The organism is Streptosporangium sp. NPDC004379 (genome assembly GCF_042873875.1).
GTDB lineage: Bacteria > Actinomycetota > Actinomycetes > Streptosporangiales > Streptosporangiaceae > Streptosporangium.
The window spans coordinates 601312-617691 of the sequence record NZ_JBIAMC010000001.1; the positions used below are offsets into that span (position 1 = coordinate 601312).

19 protein-coding genes are annotated in these 16380 nt (G+C 72.1%); 13 read left to right on the forward strand and 6 right to left on the reverse strand.

The features are described from left to right. Positions 1-277: 277 nt before the first annotated feature. Positions 278-1663 (reverse strand): glycine--tRNA ligase, encoded by a 1386-nt coding sequence (locus ACFYSC_RS02630; RefSeq protein ID WP_362928480.1) that lies wholly within the window; start codon positions 1661-1663, stop codon positions 278-280. A 142-nt stretch (positions 1664-1805) separates the two neighbouring features. Then, positions 1806-2084: an antibiotic biosynthesis monooxygenase family protein gene (locus tag ACFYSC_RS02635; protein ID WP_389955583.1), complete on the reverse strand. Its 279-nt coding sequence runs from the start codon at positions 2082-2084 to the stop codon at positions 1806-1808. A 158-nt stretch (positions 2085-2242) separates the two neighbouring features. Here ACFYSC_RS02635 and ACFYSC_RS02640 point away from each other — a divergent pair, with 158 nt between their 5' ends. The 6 genes from ACFYSC_RS02640 (at position 2243) to ACFYSC_RS02665 (ending at position 6481) form a co-directional block, all read left to right on the forward strand. Further along, the gene (locus ACFYSC_RS02640) at positions 2243-2647 is read left to right on the forward strand and encodes a DUF6703 family protein (RefSeq protein ID WP_389955585.1); all 405 of its coding nucleotides are present in this window, start codon (positions 2243-2245) and stop codon (positions 2645-2647) included. Between the two features lie 68 nt (positions 2648-2715). Then, positions 2716-3705 carry a metal ABC transporter substrate-binding protein gene (locus ACFYSC_RS02645; RefSeq protein WP_389955588.1) on the forward strand — a complete coding sequence of 330 codons (990 nt, stop codon included), beginning with the start codon at positions 2716-2718 and terminating at the stop codon, positions 3703-3705. A 9-nt stretch (positions 3706-3714) separates the two neighbouring features. Continuing rightward, the gene (locus tag ACFYSC_RS02650; RefSeq protein WP_389955592.1) at positions 3715-4494 is read left to right on the forward strand and encodes a metal ABC transporter ATP-binding protein; all 780 of its coding nucleotides are present in this window, start codon (positions 3715-3717) and stop codon (positions 4492-4494) included. Next, positions 4491-5324: a metal ABC transporter permease gene (locus ACFYSC_RS02655; protein ID WP_386150273.1), complete on the forward strand. Its 834-nt coding sequence runs from the start codon at positions 4491-4493 to the stop codon at positions 5322-5324. The genes ACFYSC_RS02650 and ACFYSC_RS02655 overlap by 4 nt, the downstream gene beginning before the upstream one ends. Further along, positions 5321-5734, forward strand: a complete 414-nt coding sequence (locus tag ACFYSC_RS02660) for a Fur family transcriptional regulator (protein WP_389955594.1) — start codon at positions 5321-5323, stop codon at positions 5732-5734. Before ACFYSC_RS02655 ends, ACFYSC_RS02660 begins: the two co-directional genes overlap by 4 nt. 198 nt (positions 5735-5932) lie before the next feature. Next, positions 5933-6481 carry a CGNR zinc finger domain-containing protein gene (locus ACFYSC_RS02665; RefSeq protein ID WP_389955597.1) on the forward strand — a complete coding sequence of 183 codons (549 nt, stop codon included), beginning with the start codon at positions 5933-5935 and terminating at the stop codon, positions 6479-6481. 134 nt (positions 6482-6615) lie between these two features. Here the strand turns inward: ACFYSC_RS02665 and ACFYSC_RS02670 are convergent, their stop codons facing one another. Beyond that, complete coding sequence (locus ACFYSC_RS02670) at positions 6616-7380, reverse strand: crotonase/enoyl-CoA hydratase family protein (protein ID WP_389955599.1); 765 nt, start codon at positions 7378-7380, stop codon at positions 6616-6618. Between the two features lie 174 nt (positions 7381-7554). Between ACFYSC_RS02670 and ACFYSC_RS02675 the strand changes: the two genes are divergently transcribed. After that, on the forward strand, positions 7555-8232 hold the full coding sequence (locus ACFYSC_RS02675; RefSeq protein ID WP_389955601.1) for a GNAT family N-acetyltransferase: 678 nt from the start codon (positions 7555-7557) through the stop codon (positions 8230-8232). A 55-nt stretch (positions 8233-8287) separates the two neighbouring features. On the opposite strand, the gene ACFYSC_RS02680 is transcribed toward ACFYSC_RS02675, so the two are convergent. Both ACFYSC_RS02680 and recO read right to left on the reverse strand, forming a co-directional pair. Beyond that, the gene (locus tag ACFYSC_RS02680) at positions 8288-9061 is read right to left on the reverse strand and encodes an isoprenyl transferase (protein ID WP_362928466.1); all 774 of its coding nucleotides are present in this window, start codon (positions 9059-9061) and stop codon (positions 8288-8290) included. Beyond that, the gene (recO, locus tag ACFYSC_RS02685) at positions 9058-9795 is read right to left on the reverse strand and encodes a DNA repair protein RecO (RefSeq protein WP_389955605.1); all 738 of its coding nucleotides are present in this window, start codon (positions 9793-9795) and stop codon (positions 9058-9060) included. The genes ACFYSC_RS02680 and recO overlap by 4 nt, the downstream gene beginning before the upstream one ends. Before the next feature lie 164 nt (positions 9796-9959). Here recO and ACFYSC_RS02690 point away from each other — a divergent pair, with 164 nt between their 5' ends. Together ACFYSC_RS02690 and ACFYSC_RS02695 are read left to right on the forward strand one after the other, a co-directional pair. Further along, the gene (locus tag ACFYSC_RS02690) at positions 9960-11546 is read left to right on the forward strand and encodes a CDP-alcohol phosphatidyltransferase family protein (RefSeq protein WP_389955608.1); all 1587 of its coding nucleotides are present in this window, start codon (positions 9960-9962) and stop codon (positions 11544-11546) included. Then, positions 11543-12247 (forward strand): DUF5941 domain-containing protein, encoded by a 705-nt coding sequence (locus ACFYSC_RS02695; RefSeq protein WP_389955611.1) that lies wholly within the window; start codon positions 11543-11545, stop codon positions 12245-12247. The genes ACFYSC_RS02690 and ACFYSC_RS02695 overlap by 4 nt, the downstream gene beginning before the upstream one ends. Before the next feature lie 72 nt (positions 12248-12319). On the opposite strand, the gene ACFYSC_RS02700 is transcribed toward ACFYSC_RS02695, so the two are convergent. Further along, the gene (locus tag ACFYSC_RS02700) at positions 12320-12559 is read right to left on the reverse strand and encodes a hypothetical protein (protein WP_389955614.1); all 240 of its coding nucleotides are present in this window, start codon (positions 12557-12559) and stop codon (positions 12320-12322) included. Between the two features lie 179 nt (positions 12560-12738). On the opposite strand from ACFYSC_RS02700, the gene ACFYSC_RS02705 reads away from it, so the two are divergent. The 4 genes from ACFYSC_RS02705 (at position 12739) to ddaH (ending at position 16337) form a co-directional block, all read left to right on the forward strand. Beyond that, a complete protein-coding gene (locus ACFYSC_RS02705; RefSeq protein ID WP_389955617.1) occupies positions 12739-14007 on the forward strand; it encodes a sensor histidine kinase in 1269 nt (422 codons plus the stop codon). Then, on the forward strand, positions 14004-14711 hold the full coding sequence (locus ACFYSC_RS02710; RefSeq protein ID WP_389955620.1) for a response regulator: 708 nt from the start codon (positions 14004-14006) through the stop codon (positions 14709-14711). The genes ACFYSC_RS02705 and ACFYSC_RS02710 overlap by 4 nt, the downstream gene beginning before the upstream one ends. 209 nt (positions 14712-14920) lie before the next feature. Then, positions 14921-15394, forward strand: coding sequence for an Lrp/AsnC family transcriptional regulator (locus tag ACFYSC_RS02715; RefSeq protein ID WP_362928451.1), 474 nt, complete (start codon positions 14921-14923; stop codon positions 15392-15394). A 148-nt stretch (positions 15395-15542) separates the two neighbouring features. Beyond that, positions 15543-16337 (forward strand): dimethylargininase, encoded by a 795-nt coding sequence (gene ddaH / locus ACFYSC_RS02720; protein WP_362928449.1) that lies wholly within the window; start codon positions 15543-15545, stop codon positions 16335-16337. Positions 16338-16380: the final 43 nt, after the last annotated feature.

Sequence of the window (16380 nt, forward strand, 5' to 3'; positions counted from 1 at the left end):
TCACCCATCGGTATGCAGTGCGTTTCGGCATGTCAGCGGGCATACGACGGTCTAATCCAATCCAAAGGAGAGCCAAATAAACCGCCATATCGGCCCGCCGGTGAATTGGTTTATACCAATTGGTATAAACCAATTCACCGGGCATTCACGGGCCGCCGGAGCCGCGCCGCGAGGTTCGGAAAGCGCATTCCATGACAGGCCGGAGAACGCGTACGGCCCCCGCCTCACGGGAGGCGGGGGCCGTACGGGACGGGACGCCGGGCGGGCCGGCGGCGGGTCAGTCGTTGAGGTGCTTGCGGAGGTAGGAGTCGACCTGGTCGAGGGCCACGCGCTCCTGGGCCATCGAGTCGCGCTCGCGGATGGTCACCGCCTGGTCCTCAAGGGTGTCGAAGTCGACGGTGACGCAGAACGGCGTGCCGATCTCGTCCTGGCGGCGGTAACGGCGGCCGATCGCGCCCGCGTCGTCGAAGTCGACGTTCCAGCGGCGGCGCAGCGCGGCCGCCAGGTCGCGGGCCTTGGGCGACAGGTCGGCGTTGCGCGACAGCGGCAGCACGGCCACCTTGACCGGGGCGAGGCGGTGGTCGAGGCGCATGACCGTGCGCTTCTCCATGACGCCCTTGGCGTTGGGCGCCTCGTCCTCGGTGTAGGCGTCGAGCAGGAAGGTGAGCGTGGCGCGGTCGACGCCGGCCGCCGGTTCGATCACGTACGGGACGTAGCGCTCACCGGTCTCCTGCTCGAAGAAGCTGAGGTCGGTGCCGGAGGCCTTGCCGTGCGCGGTCAGGTCGAAGTCGGTGCGGTTGGCGACGCCCTCCAGCTCGCCCCACTCGCTGCCGGTGAAGTTGAAGCGGTACTCGATGTCGACGGTCCGCTTGGAGTAGTGGGACAGCTTCTCCTGCGGGTGCTCGTACAGCCGGAGGTTCTCGGGGTTGATGCCGAGGTCGGTGTACCAGCGGTAGCGCTCGTCGATCCAGTACTGGTGCCATTCCTCGTCGCTGCCGGGCTTGACGAAGAACTCCATCTCCATCTGCTCGAACTCGCGGGTGCGGAAGATGAAGTTGCCCGGGGTGATCTCGTTGCGGAACGACTTGCCGATCTGGCCGATGCCGAACGGGACCTTCCTGCGCGCGGACTGCTGCACGTTGAGGTAGTTGATGAAGATGCCCTGGGCGGTCTCGGGCCGCAGGTAGGCCAGGCCGGACTCGTCCTCGACCGCGCCGAGGTAGGTCTTCAGCAGGCCGCTGAACTGCCGGGGCTCGGTGAAGGAGCCCTTGTTGCCGCAGTTGGGGCAGGTGATCTCGGCGAGCCCGCGCTCCGGGGCGTGGCCGTGCTTCTCCTCGAAGGCCTCCTCGAGGTGGTCGGCGCGGTAGCGCTTGTGGCACGACTGGCACTCGGTGAGCGGATCGGTGAAGGTCTCGACGTGGCCGCTGGCCTGCCACACCTCGGGGGCCAGGATCACGCAGGAGTCGAGGCCGACCACGTCGTCACGGCCCTGCACCACGGCCTTCCACCACTGGCGCTTGACGTTGTTCTTGAGCTCCACACCCAGCGGGCCGTAGTCCCAGGAGGCGCGCAGGCCACCGTAGATCTCGCTGGAGGGATAGACAAGACCACGTCGCTTGGCGAGGCTGACGATGGTGTCCATGATGTCCGTACGGCGTGCCATAAGGGAAAATCTCCATCCGGCTGGAGGTCGGCGAGGAATCGTTGGGCTCCAGCTTAGGGGAGCCGGGCGGGCCGGGTGCCCGCACGGACCGGCACGTCCGTCTTGTCCGTGAAAAGCCCGGGGGAACGTTCCCGGCGGCCCGTCAGGCCCGTGCGACGTCCTCGAAGGCGCTCGGCTCGTTGATCATCAGTGTCATGAGCGGGTACATCGCCATCCGGGCCGCGCCCAGCGCCCGCCGGTAGAACCCGGCACCCTCCCACTCGCTGACCAGCGCCCACAGCTCCGGGTCGTCCACCGACCTGGCGACCCGGCCCCTGATGTGCCCGGGCTGGGCGGCCAGAGTGTCGGCGATGTCGTGTGCCTGGGCCAGGAACTCCCCGGTCCGGGCGGCGGGCACCGAGTAGCGGATGACTGCGAGCATCCGCCCAGCATGCCAGAGCCGCCCGGAAGGGCCGCACCGCGCACCGGCGCGGGAAGAGCGGCGCCGCACGTGCCACCGGAAGGGCCGCGCCGTACACCGGCGCGGGAAGGGCCGCGCCGCGCGTGCCGTCGCGGGGAGGGCGGCGTTAGGCTCGGGCCGTGGCCGACAAACGAAGCCAGCGTCCCGCGCACCCGCTGGCCAGAAGCCGCCCCCCGGAGCGAGGACGCCCCCGGGGCGGCCGCCCGCTCCCGCCGGGCGAGCACTTCCTCACCCCGGGCGCCACGGGCCTGCGGCGCACGGTCGAGCGGCGCAGCGCGGCGCCGCTGGTCTTCCTGTTCGGGCTCCCCCGCTGGATCCTGCCCGCGCTGCTGGTGGTGCTGCTCCTGGCCGGCTTCGCGGTGCCGTCCGTCTGGGGCGGGCTCGCGGTGCTGCCGGCACTGGCGTTCGTCGCCTGGCTGGCCTACATGTCGTGGCCGTCGCTGGGGGTGAAGGGGCGCGTCCTGCGGGTGGCGCTGATCACCTTCCTGGTCCTGCTGATCGCCGACCGTTTCGGGGCCTTCTAACCTGATTTTGACAATCATTTTCATTCTCGTCCATACTGATGGACATGAAGTCGGACTTCTCCCGACGTATGCCCATGCATATCGCCGGCGCCCTCGCCCTCACGACCCTCCTCACCACCACCGCGGCCTGCGGCTCCGGCTCGGCCGACGCCGGGAGATCGGGAGACGCGTTCGGCGTCAGCGCGGCCATGTACCCGCTGCAGTGGCTGACCGAGCGGGTGGGCGGGCCCGACATCGCCGTCACCGGCCTGGCCAAGCCCGGCGTCGAGCCGCACGACCTGGAGCTGTCGCCCATCCAGGTGGCCCGGCTGGAGGAGACCGGACTGGTCGTCTACATCAGGGGCGTGCAGCCGGCGGTGGACGAGGCGGTCGGGCAGCACGCCGCCGACCGGGGGTTCGACGCGGCGACCACGGTACGGACCCTCCCCGCGACCGCCGGCGACGAGCACGGTGACGAGCACCCCGGGGAGACGGCCGAGGAGCACGCCGCCGAACACGGCGACGAGCACGGTGACGAGCACGCCGGGGAGGACGGCTCCCCGATCTCCTACGACCCGCACATCTGGCTCGACCCGTCCCGCTTCGCGACGGTCGCCGCCAAGCTGGGCGAGCGGCTCGCCGCCGCCGACCCCGCCCACGCCCCGGGGTACCGGGACCGCGCCGCCAAGGTGGCGGCCGAGCTGACCGCCCTGGACGGCGAGCTGGCGCGGGGCCTGCGGACCTGCGCCTCGGACGCCATCGTCACCAGCCACTCCGCGTTCGCCTATCTCGCCGACCGCTACCGCCTCCGCCAGATCGGGGTCAGCGGCGTCAACCCGGACGCCGAGCCCGCCCCCGCCCGCCTCGCCCAGGTGGCCGAGGTGGCCCGGCGCGAGAAAGTGACTACCATTTTCACCGAGAGCCTCGTCAGCCCCAAGGTCGCCGAGGTCCTCGCCACCGAGGTCGGCGCGAAGACTGCCGTCCTCGACCCCATCGAGAGCCGGCCGGAGAGCGGCGACTACACCTCCGCCATGCGCCGCAACCTCACCGCACTCCAGGCGGCGCTCCGCTGCTCGTGAAGGACCATCGTGACCTCTGACCAAACCGTTTTCGCCATGAAGGGCGGCCAGGTGAGCCTGGACCGCCGCCCGGTGCTCCGCGGCGTCGACCTGACCATCGAGCCCGGCGAGGTCGTGTCCGTGCTGGGCGCGAACGGATCCGGCAAGTCCACCCTCATCCGCACGCTGCTCGGCCTGACCCCGCTGACGGCCGGCACCACCCTCCTGTACGGCAGGCCGCCCGCCCGGTTCCGCGACTGGCGGCGGATCGGCTACGTGCCCCAGCGGCTGTCGGTGGGCGGCGGCGTGCCGACCACCATCCGCGAGGTCGTCGCCTCCGGCAGGATCGCCCGGCAGCGGAGGTTCCGCCGGACGAGCGCGGCCGACCGCGAGGCGACCGAGCGGGCCCTTTCCGTGGTGGGCCTGGCCGACCGGGCCAGCGACCCGGTCCAGGCCCTGTCGGGCGGCCAGCAGCAGCGGGTGCTGATCGCCCGCGCCCTGGCCGGGGAGCCCGACACCTACGTCATGGACGAGCCCACCGCCGGGGTGGACTCCGGCAGCCAGCAGCTCCTCGCCGACACCCTGTCCACGCTCGTCGCCCAGGGCAGGACGGTTCTGCTGGTCGCGCACGAGCTGGGCCCCCTGGAGCCGCTGATCACCCGCGCCGTGGTGCTGCGCGACGGCTGCGTCTGCCACGACGGCCCGCCGCCGCGCGCCGTCGGCGCCCACGCACTGCCCGGCCACGACCACGTGCACCCGCACGCCGAGGAGAATCCCGTGAGCACGCTCGACTGGAGGCCCACGCCGTGATCGAACTGCTCAGCCTGGGCCTCATGCGGCGGGCGCTGATCGCGGCCCTGCTGGTCGGCCTGGCCGCCCCGGCCATCGGCACGTTCATCGTCCAGCGCCGCCTGGCCCTGCTCGGTGACGGCATCGGCCACGTCGCCCTGACCGGCGTGGCGCTCGGCTTCCTGACCGGCACCGCCCCCGTGCTGACCGCCGTGGCGGTCTCCGTGCTGGGCGCCGTGACGATCGAGCTGGTCCGGGCGCGCGGCAGGACCAGCGGCGACGTGGCGCTCGCCCTGCTGTTCTACGGCGGCATCGCCGGAGGCGCGCTGCTCATCTCACTGGCCCCGGGCGGCAGCAACACCACACTGATGTCCTACCTGTTCGGCTCGATCAGCAGCGTCACCGCCCAGGACGTGTGGGCGATCGGCCTGCTGGCCGCGGCCGTGCTCGGCGTGGTCGCCGTCTTCGGGCGCGAGCTGTACGTGCTGTGCCAGGACGAGGAGGTCGCCAGGGCCAGCGGCCTGCCGGTGCGCTTCCTCAGCCTGCTGATCGCCGTCACCGCCGCGCTGACCGTGGTCATCGCCATGCGGGTGGTGGGCCTGCTGCTGGTCAGCGCGCTGATGGTGGTCCCGGTGGCGACGAGCCAGCAGTTCACCCGGGGGTTCCGGGCCACGATGCTGCTGTCCATGGTGTTCGGGGTGCTCGCCACGGTCGGCGGGCTCACCTCGTCCTTCTACGTGGAGGTGCCGCCGGGTGCGATCATCGTGGTGGTCGCCCTCGCGGGGTTCGTCCTCGCCCTGGGGCTCGGTAGATTCGTACGCCGCAGCCGATCACAGGAGTCCACGCCATGAGCAACAGGCGCGATGCCGTACACGCAGTCCTCCGCAGCAGCGAGGGGTTCCGCAGCGCCCAGGACGTGTACGCCGAGATGCGCGCGCAGGGCGCGAAGATCGGCCTGACCACGGTCTACCGGGCGCTGCAGAACCTCGCCGACGGCGGCCAGGTCGACATGCTCCGGACGGACGACGGGGAGTCCGTCTACCGCGCCTGCGCCAGCGGCGACCACCATCACCACCTGGTCTGCCGCGTCTGCGGGCGGACGGTCGAGGTGGCCGGGCCCGTGGTGGAGCGGTGGGCCGAGGCGGTCGGGGCCGAGCACGGCTTCACCGAGGTCACCCACACGGTCGAGGTCTTCGGCACCTGCGGCGCCTGCTCGGCGGCGAAGGCGGCGGGAACGACGGGAACGGCGGCCCGCTCCTGACCGGTCCGCTCCCGACCGGTCCGCGGTTCCCGGCGGGTCCGCTTCCGGCCGGTCCGCGGTTCCCGTCGCGTCCGCTCCCGTCCGGCCCGCGGCGCCCGTCCGGCGAGATGCCCCCGCGGGACCGTTCGCGGGATACGCTTCCGAGACGGCCGGTCGCCGTACGCGTTCCCGCGAAAACCACATATAACAGGAGTCAACATGCCATTCGCACATGACATGCTGTGCTCACTCGCCACCATGATCGATCTGATCAACACCTCGCCCACCGTCAACGGCGAGGAAGGGCTGGGCGATCTGCGGACGCTCGGCGAGTTCGTGGAACGTCAACAGGTGAGCAACGTCGGCAGGCTGCGCGCCGCCGACCTGACCGAGGTCCGGGCCCTGCGCGAGTCCTTCCACCGGGTCATCACCGCCCCCGACCGGGCAACCGTGATCATCCGGCTGAACACGCTGCTCGGCGGCACCAGGATCACCGCGGCCCTGGCCGAGCACGACGGCCACCCCCTGCACATCCACTACTTCGCGCCGGGCGTGTCGCTCGCCGAGCGACTGTCGGCCGACCTCGGCGTCGCCCTGGCCCACCTGCTCGTCGAGGACGAGTGGGAGCGCCTGCGGAGCTGCTCGGCCCCCGACTGCGACCACTTCTTCCTGGACGAGTCGCGCAACCGCTCACGTGTCTACTGCGACAGCCGCACCTGCGGCAACCGCATGCACGTCGCCGCCTACCGCGCCCGCCGCCGCGCCTGACCTCCTCCGGGCGCCCTCGCGGCGGGTGACGCCGCGGGAACGGCTCCGGCGATCGGCTTCACGGCGGACGGCTCCGCGGGAGCACCCGAAAGGCGGGGCGGACGAGAACGGTGAAGCGCCGTCCGGGGCGGGGCTCAGCTCGCGCCGAAGCTCCCGTGACGGCCCTCCCCCGCGATGAAACGCGCGGCGCCCGTAACGATGCCCGGCAGGACCTCCAACCCATGGGCCAGTTCGCCCTCCATGGCCTCCTCCTCGCTCAGCCCCTCCTGTTCCAGCACCGACATGCGGTCGCCGCGCATGCAGTCCTGTGGGAGACGCGCCAGGTCGGCGGCGAGGCTCTCGGCGGCCGCGCGTGCCCGGCCGGCCGGGACCACCCGGTTGACCAGGCCCATGTCCAGTGCCTCCAGGGCGGCCACCGGCCGGCCGGTGAGGATCATGTCCATCGCGCGGCCCGTCCCGACCAGCCGCGGCAGCCGTACGGTGCCACCGTCGACCAGCGGCACGCCCCAGCGGCGGCAGAGGACCCCGAACACCGCGTCCTCCTCGGCCACCCGCAGGTCACACCAGAGCGCCAGCTCCAGCCCACCGGCCACCGCGTACCCCGCGACGGCCGCGATCACCGGCTTGGTGAGCCGCATCCGGGTCGGACCCATCGGCCCGTCGCCTCCGGGCGCCACCCGATTGCCCCGCGCGGTGCCGACGGCCTTGAGATCGGCACCGGCGCAGAACGTGCCGCCCTCGCCCCACAGCACGGCCACCGACGCGCCCGGATCGGCGTCGAACTCACGGAACGCGTCGGCCAGGGCCGTGGCGGTGGGCCCGTCCACGGCGTTGCGCGCCTCGGGCCGGGACAGAACCACGGTCGTCACCGGCCCGTCCCGCTCGATCCTGACGGTCATCGCCCACCTCCGGCGCGGCGTTCCCCGACCCTTCGGGCCTTCGTGGCCCGATCCGACTCCCCCATTCAACCGGGAGCTCCCCGACTGCGGGTCTCCGCCCGGGAAACACCGTGTTCGGGCTCCGGACCGAATATGGGATGCGCGCCGCATTCGCCGGTTCATAGGGTGACGTACATGGTGAGGACCGCTTCGCGTCTGTCCGCTTATCCTCCTCTGAACGTGCAGGTGCACACGCCCCGCCTGACACTGTCCGGGGCCACGGACGAACTCCTGGAACGCCTGGTCCCAACGGTCCGCAAAGGCGTGGCCACAAAGCCTCCGTGGCCCTTCGACGATCCGATGTCGCTCTACGAGGAGAGCCCGGAACGCGAGTGGGGCTGGCTGCAGGGAGTGTGGCGCGGCCGCGGCAGGGTCGGCCCGAGCTTCTGGCGTCTGTACTTCGTCGTGGTCATCGACGGAGAGCCGGTGGGCATGCAGGACCTGATCGGCATCGACTTCACCACTTTCGGTACGGTCACCACCTTCTCCTGGCTCAGTCCGGACGCGCGGGGCGGCAGCCTGGGGAGGGAGATGCGCCAGGCGGTGCTGCATCTGGCCTTCGCCGGGCTGGGTGCCCGTGAGGCGGGCAGCGACGCCTTCTTCGACAACCATGCCTCGAACCGTGTCTCCCAGTCCCTGGGATACGTGCCGAACGGCATCGCCTGGGACACCCGGCGCGGTGAGCCGGCGGAGATCAGACAGTGGAGGCTGACCCGCGAGCAGTGGAACGAGCGGCGGCGCGACGACATCGAACTCGTCGCCGTCGATGAGTGCCTGCCGGTCCTCGGGATCGGCCCATCGCCGGCGGACTGATCACCGAGTCACCGCGTTCGGGCGGCTCCGCGCGGAGCCGCCGCCCCTTTCGATCTCAGACCTGGTTGGGCACCGCCCCGCCGTACCGGCGGTCGCGCTTGGCGTAGGTCTCGCACGCCTCCCACAGGTCGCGGCGGTCGAAGTCGGGCCACAGGCGGTTGAGGAAGACCATCTCGGCGTAGGCGCTCTGCCAGAGCAGGAAGTTGGAGGTGCGCTGCTCGCCGGAGGACCGCACGAACAGGTCGACGTCGGGGATCTCCGGCTCGTCGAGGTAGCGGGCGAAGGTCGTCTCATTGACCCGGCCGGGCTTGACGCGCCCGGCGGCGATGTCGGCGGCCAGGCGGACCGCGGCGTCCACGATCTCGGCGCGGCCTCCGTAGTTGACGCAGAACTGCAGGGTCAGCGTGGAGTTGCGCTCGGTCATCCGCTCGGCGTCCTGCAGCTCGCCGATGACGCTCTTCCACAGCCGCCCCGGCCGGCCCGCCCAGCGGACCCGCACGCCCATCTCGTGGAGCTGGTCGCGGCGGCGGCGGATGACGTCGCGGTTGAAGCCCATCAGGAAGCGCACCTCGTCAGGGGAGCGCTTCCAGTTCTCGGTGGAGAAGGCGTAGGCCGAGAGGTACGGGACGCCCAGCTCGATGGCGCCCTCGATGACGTCGAAGAGCGACGCCTCGCCCGCCTTGTGGCCCTCGGTGCGCGGCAGCCCGCGCTGCTTGGCCCACCGGCCGTTGCCGTCCATCACGATCGCCACGTGCCGGGGCACCAGGTCGCGCGGGATGGGGGGCGGAATGGCTCCGGAGGGGTGCGGTGCCGGAGGGCGGACGTTCACGTTGCAGACTCCCTTTCTACGTGTCGAAGAGAGCGTATTCCGTGTTCGAGGTGCCATTGGAGATACGCGGCGACCAGGCCGCTGCATTCGGCGCGGTGGCGCCCCTCGGAGGCGTCGGCGGTCGCCCAGTCGCCCTTCAGCAGCGCGCTCATCAGGGCGATGGTCTCCCCGGCGGGCACCGCGGCGCCGGCCGGGCGGCACGCGCCGCACACCACTCCCCCGGCCACGATGGCGAACGCCCGCACCGTGGGGGCCTTGCACCGGGCGCACGCCTCCAGGGCCGGGGCGTAGCCGGCGACGGCCAGCGAGCGCAGGAAGTAGGCGTCGAGCACCAGCCTGGGCTCGTGCCCGCCGGAGCCGAGCGTGCGCAGGCCTCCGACCAGCAGCAGGAACTGGCGGAGCGCGGGCTCCTTCTCCCCCATGATCAGCCGGTCGGCGGTCTCCAGCATCGCGCTGCCCGCGGTGTAGCGGGGGTAGTCGTGGACGAGCGCCTCGCCGTACGGGTGGATCGTCTCGGCCTGGGTGACCACGTCGAGGGTGCGGCCGGTGTGCAGCTGGAGGTCGACGTGGGTGAACGGCTCCAGCCGGGCGCCGAAGCGCGACATGGTGCGCCGGACGCCCTTGGCGACGCCGCGGACCTTGCCGGTGCGCCTGGTCAGGACGGTGACGATGCGGTCGGCCTCGCCCAGCTTGTGGGTGCGCAGCACGATGCCCTCGTCACGGTACAGACTCACCGGATCAGCTTAGTGCGGTGACCGGGGTGAAAGGCCGTTCTACCCGGTTCATCGGCACGGAACGATCACGAGTGCACGTTGTTCACCTGAAACTAACTAAACTTTGGCTCTCGGCGTACCCTCCGCCTTGATGTTCCACCCCCACCCCCGCACGAAAGGGTGCCATGCCCCGCGTGGTCCTGCTGGGTTCATCGCCCGGCCACGATGACGTCCCCGGCCAGCCGGCGCCGCCCGCCGCGCTGACGCTGCCCGCGCTCCCCGGCTGCCCCACGGTGATCGGCAAGCTGCACGGACAGCTCGCCTCCCTCGACCCGGCGCCGGTCACGATCGCCCGCGTCGCCGACGCGCCGGCCTACCGCGGCTTCCCCGGCACGCTCGTCGAGACCGCGGATCTCGCCGGCGACCTGCGCGCCCTGGCCGACGCGGTCGAGGACGGCGAGGAGAACCTGCTGATCCTCCCGGCCGACTCGCTGATCCACGACGAGCTGATCTACCAGATCACCAAGTCGAAGCGCGGCGCGCTGGCGCTGATCGCCAAGGAGCCCCGCGAGGACCGCGAGGAGGACGAGAACGGCGATCTCATCGTCCCGGACGTCCCGATCGCCGAGGCCGAGCCGGAGATCGGCGATCGGGTGTACGAGGGCCTGCCGGTCCGGCTGCGCGCCGCCAGGTCCCGGGTCGTCTCGGTCGGCTCGGCGTTCCACGCGGTGACCCGGCCCAACGCCATCGCGCTCGGCCCGCTGCACCTGCACCGCAAGCACGCGCCCACGCTGGCCGAGGCCGCCCGCGAGCTGGCGGACATGGCCCACCTGTTCGGCCCCGAGGACGACCTGGTCCAGCTCCTGATCCTGGGCCTGGTACGGCGGGGCGTCTCGGTCGGCATCCGCGGCCGCCGTGACCTGTTCTTCCGGCGGATCACCTCGCCCGAGCAGGCCGACGAGGCCGTGGCCGAGCTGGCGACCTTCGACGAGGACCGCGCCCGGCTGAACAACGCGGTCAAGGGCGCCGACGGCTTCTTCACCACCTACTTCGTCAGCACCTACTCGCGGTTCATCGCCCGCTGGGCGGCCCGGCGCGGGCTCACCCCGAACCAGGTCACGCTGATCTCGATCGCCCTGGGCGTGGCGGCGGCGGCGTGCTTCGCCACCGGTGCGCGGGCCGGGATGATCGCAGGCGGCGTCCTGATCTACTTCGCGTTCGTGTTCGACTGCGTGGACGGCCAGGTCGCCCGGTACGCCCGCAAGTTCGGCGTCCTCGGGGCGTGGCTGGACGCCACCTTCGACCGCTTCAAGGAGTACGTGGTCTTCGCGGGCCTGGCGGTCGGCGCGGCCGTGTCCGGCGTCGGCGACGTGTGGACGCTCGCGCTGGTGGCGCTGGCCCTGCAGTCCGCCAAGCACCTGCTGGACTTCTCCTTCGGCGCGGCCAACCGGCGCAAGCCGCCGTCGCCGCTGCCGTCGATGCCCCTGTCGATCAGCCCCGACACCGACCTGCGCCTGGCGCTGGAGCAGCGCCGTCTCGCGCGCAGCGGCGGCATCCGCGGGCTGCTGAGGATGTGGAGCAGGGCCGGCCGGAACCGCGCCGTGTACTGGGCCCGCAAGATGATCGTCTTCCCGATCGGTGAGCGCTTCGCGGCCATCGCGATCGTCAGTGCCCTCTTCGACGCCAGGATCACCTTCATCACGCTGATCATCTGGGGCGGCATCGCCGCCACCTACACGCTCACCGGACGTCTGATGAGGTCGCTCGCATGATCACCCAACCGCAGACCGCGCCCGTCCCGGACCCGTACGAGGAACGGCTGCGCATCCAGACCGCCCGGCTGCTCGCCTACCGCGACGACGGCCCGCTGGTGACGGCGCTGCGCGGCAGGGTCGGCCCCGGGCTGCCCGCGGTGCCCGCCGCGCTCGCCGCGCTCGCCGCGATCATCGCGATGGCTGCGGCCGGGATCCTCAAGGACGGCCCGGTCCTGCTGCTCCCGCCGGTGGTGATGCTCGTCCTCGTGCTGCCGACCGCGGCCCGCGACCACCTGGGCAGGATCGACTGGCTGCTGCCGCCGCTGATCCGGTCCACCGAGTTCCTCACGATCATCCTGATCGGCCTGGCGGCCGACGCGCCCAAGTGGCTGATGTACGTGCTGCTGTACGTGATCGGCTACCACACCTACGACACGGTGTACCGCACCCGGCAGAGCATCTGGCCGCCCGACTGGGTGTTCCGGGCGGGCCTGGGCTGGGAGATCCGGCTGCTGCTGATCGGCGCCGGCGCGGCGCTGGGCGTGCTGACCTGGGTGCTGGCCGCGCTGACCGTCTATCTCGGCGTGCTGTTCGCCGTGGAGAGCGTGACGAGCTGGGTGCGCCTCGACAAGCAGTCGGCGATGCAGGCGAGCGCGAGCGACGACCTGGAGGCCTCCCCCGAGGAGGCGCAGGAGCAGGTGACGGGCGAGCCCGCCTGATCCTCCTTCCTCACCCGGTCCTTCGGAGAAGGGGGCCGCGACGATCCGTCGCGGCCCCCTTCTCGCTTTCCGTCACGACGTCCCCGACGTTCCGATCCGGTCGGCGGCGACGAGGACGGCGGCGCCCAGGGCCGCCAGGCTCAGGTTCGCATAGACCTCGTAGCCGGTCAGGAAGTCCAGGTGCGGGATGACCACGCGGTTGAAGAGGTTGAGGAGCCCGCCCATGAACGGCTGGACGAACAGGCGGTCGATCGTCCCGCTGACGCCCTGGAGGAGCATGAGGAATCCGATGAACTGAATGGCTTTGCCCATGGATCCGACGCTAGGGATCGCCGTCCCGGCGGGGATCGGCCGTCGGAACGCCCCGCTCCGACCGGCGTCGCCGTCCCCGGGCCCCGCCACCGGCGAAGGTAGACGCCGGGTGCGACTTTGGTATCTCCTGCCGTCCGTGAGGAGCGGCGTCCCCCTCCGGGCTCCTAGGCTTTCGGGCGATGAACGGATCCGCACCCGCCGCCGGGGTACGGCGGAGCCCGCGCGACTGGGCCGTGGACCTCCTGCTGTTCCTGCTGGCGGTGCTCTTCGGGCTCGTGATGGCGGGGTTGCGGCTGGAGGTCCGCCCCCGGCCGGAGACGTGGCTGTTCAACCTCGACCAGGTCACCGGCGCGCTGGGCTGCGCCGCGCTGTGGCTGCGCCGCCGCCGGCCGGTCGAACTGGCCGTCGTGCTGGTGATCCTGTCGTCGTTCTCTGAGACGGTCGGCGGCGCGATGCTGGCCGCGTTGTTCACCGTGGCGGTGCACCGGCCGCCGCGCACCTCCTCGGCGGTCTTCGCGCTGAGCCTCGTGGGGGCGCTGGGCTTCGTCGTGCTGCGCCCGGAGCCCGAGGACCCTCCCCTCCTGGTGTTCCTGCTGGGCGTCTCGTTCCAGGGCGCCGCGGTGGGCTGGGGTCTGTTCGTCCACCACCGGCGCAGGCTCGCGGCGTCGCTGCGCGACCGCGCCGCCCGGGCCGAGACCGAGGCGGCGCTCCGCGCCGAGCAGGCCCAGCACCGGACCCGCGAGGCGATCGCCCGGGAGATCCACGACGTCCTCGGACACCGGCTGTCGCTACTGAGCGTGCACGCCGGCGCGCTGGAGTACAACCCCGGCGCCCCGGCCGAGGACGTCGCCCGGGCGGCCAAGGTGATCCGGGAGAGCGCCCACCGGGCGCTGCAGGACCTGCGCGAGGTCATCGGCGTGCTCCGGGCGCCTGTCGGCGAGCTGCCGCAGCCCACCCTCGCCGACGTCCGGGAGCTGGTCGCCGAGTCGGGCAGGGCGGGCATGGAGGTGACCCTCGGCGAGGACCTCGCCGGGGCCGCCCCCGATCCGGCGGGCCGCACCGCGTACCGGATCGTCCAGGAGGCGCTGACCAACGCGCGCAAGCATGCCCCCGGCGCCCGGGTGACGGTACGGCTCGCGGGGGCGCCGGGGACGGGGCTGACCGTCGAGGTGCGCAACACCGCTCCCCCCGCCGCGCCGGAGGTTCCTGGGCCCGCGTCCGGCGTCGCCGGGTCCGCGTCGCCCACGCACGGCGATCACCCGGACGAGGGCCCCGCCCTCGCGGCGGCCGCGTACGGCAGGCCGGGCTCATCCGCGTCCGGCGCGGGGTCGGGCCGGGGCCTGGCCGGGCTGGCCGAGCGCGTCGCCCTGGCGGGCGGCCGCCTGGAGCACGGCCCCGACGACGCGGGCGGCCGGCGGCTGACGGCCTGGCTACCATGGCCGCCATGACCGCCGTGACCGGTTCCGTCCCCGCGCCGGTCGGCGTGCTCATCGCCGACGACGACCCCCTGGTCCGCGCCGGTCTGACGATGATGCTGGGCGGCGCCCCCGACATCCGCGTGGTCGCCGAGGCGGGCGACGGGGCCGAGGCGCTCCGTCTCGCCGACCGGCACTCCCCCGACGTGGTCCTGATGGACATCAGGATGCCCTCGATGGACGGGCTGGCCCCGACCGAGAGGCTGCGCGCCCGGGGCGGCGCGCCGGAGGTCATCGTCCTGACCACCTTCGACGCCGACGAGCACGTCCTGCGCGCCCTGCGCGCCGGGGCGGCCGGGTTCCTGCTCAAGGACACCCCGCCCGGTGAGATCGTGACCGCGATACGCCAGGTGGCGCGGGGATATCCGGTGCTGTCGCCCTCGGTGACCCGCCGCCTCATCGACCGGGTGGCGGATCCCGCCCCCGACCTGAGGCGGACCCGCGCCAGGGAGCGTCTCGCCCTGCTGAACGACCGTGAGCGGGAGGTCTCCGTCGCGGTCGGCCAGGGCCGGTCCAACGCCGAGATCGGGGCGGTGCTCTTCCTCAGCGTGCCCACGGTCAAGACGCACGTATCGAGCGTCCTGGCCAAGCTGGGCCTCAACAACCGCGTCCAGATCGCGCTGCTGGTCCACGAGGCCGGGCTCCTCGACGACCACCGCGGAGACGGCCCCGGCTGAGACGGCCCGGACGGGCCGTACGGCCTGACCGGGCGGACCGCGGCGGACCGGCGCGAACCGGAGCGGCGCAGAGCGGGACGGACCGGCGCGAACCGGAGCGGCGCGGACCGGATCGGCCGGGGCGCATCGCTCCCGGGGCGGCCGGAACCGGGGCGCGGGCGGCGGGCCGTACGGCTCGCCGTACCGGCTCGCTGTGTTAGAAAGCAGCGGTGGAGTTGGACCGGCTGGACCGTGACATCATCGGGGCGCTCGTCGAGGACGCCCGCGCCACCTACGCGGAGATCGGGCAGCGGGTGGGCCTGTCGGCGTCGGCGGTGAAGCGCCGCGTCGACCGGCTGCGCGACCGGGGGGCGATCACCGGGTTCACCGCGCGGGTGGAGCCCGCGGCGCTCGGGTGGACCACCGAGGCGTACGTGGAGCTGTTCTGCGCGGGCAAGACCTCGCCGTCGGCGATCGGGGTGGCCGTGGCCCGCCATCCCGAGGTGGTCTCCGCCTGCACCATCACCGGCGAGGCCGACGCGCTGCTGCACATCAGGGCCACCGACGTCCGGCACGTGGAGCGGGTGATCGAGCGGATCGCGGCGGAGCCGTTCGTGGTGCGGACGAAGAGCTCCATCGTGCTCTCCCGCCTCACCGACACCCCGGTCATCGTCACGCACAACGAATCCCCGTTTCCCCGGTGAAACACGCAAGGAATCCGCGCGAACGCGCACGATCGCGCCCTTGGCCTGCGTGAACCCGCGTTCCTAGGCTGTAGCCGTTCTCACCGCGACGGTCTCGCCACGACGGCCGCCGTCGTTTCCCACCACGACGTCCTTTGCGGGGTTTCGCATGTCCAAGCACTACCTCATGTGCCGGCCCGACCATTTCGCGGTGGAGTACGCGATCAACCCGTGGATGCACCCGGAGGCGGGCGCCGACCGGGACCGGGCGATCCTGCAGTGGGAGACCCTCAGGAAGGTCTACCTCGAACTCGGGCACGAGGTCAGCCTGATCGAGCCGGTCGAGGGCCTGCCGGACATGGTGTTCGCGGCCAACGGCGCGCTGGTCGTCCGCGGCCGGGTGTACGGCGCGCGGTTCACCTACCCGCAGCGCGCCGCCGAGGGGCCCGCCTACCTGAACTGGTTCGTCTCCAACGGCTACGACCGGATCTGCGAGCCGGCCTTCGTCAACGAGGGCGAGGGCGACTTCCTCACGCTCGACGACGTGATCCTGGCCGGGACCGGTTTCCGGACCGACATCACCGCGCACAAGGAGGCCCAGGAGTTCCTCGGCCTGCCGGTGGTGACGCTGCAGCTCGCGGACCCGCGCTTCTACCACCTCGACACCGCACTCTTCCCGCTAAACGGACATAACGTGGCATACTTCCCAGGGGCCTTCTCGGCGGGCAGCCAGGAGGTGCTCCGCGCCATGTTCCCCGAGGCCGTCATCGCCACCGAGGACGACGCGACCGTCCTGGGACTCAACGCGGTCAGCGACGGGACCAACGTAGTGATCAACACGGAGGCGGCAGACCTCCAGCTGGAGCTCAAGCGCCGCGGTTTCGAGGTCGTGCCCGTCGACCTGTCGGAGCTGCGCAAGGCGGGCGGCGGCCCCAAGTGCTGCACGCTGGAGATCCGGGGATGAATCCAGGCAGGACGGCCTGACAGCTCTGACAGCTCTGACAGCA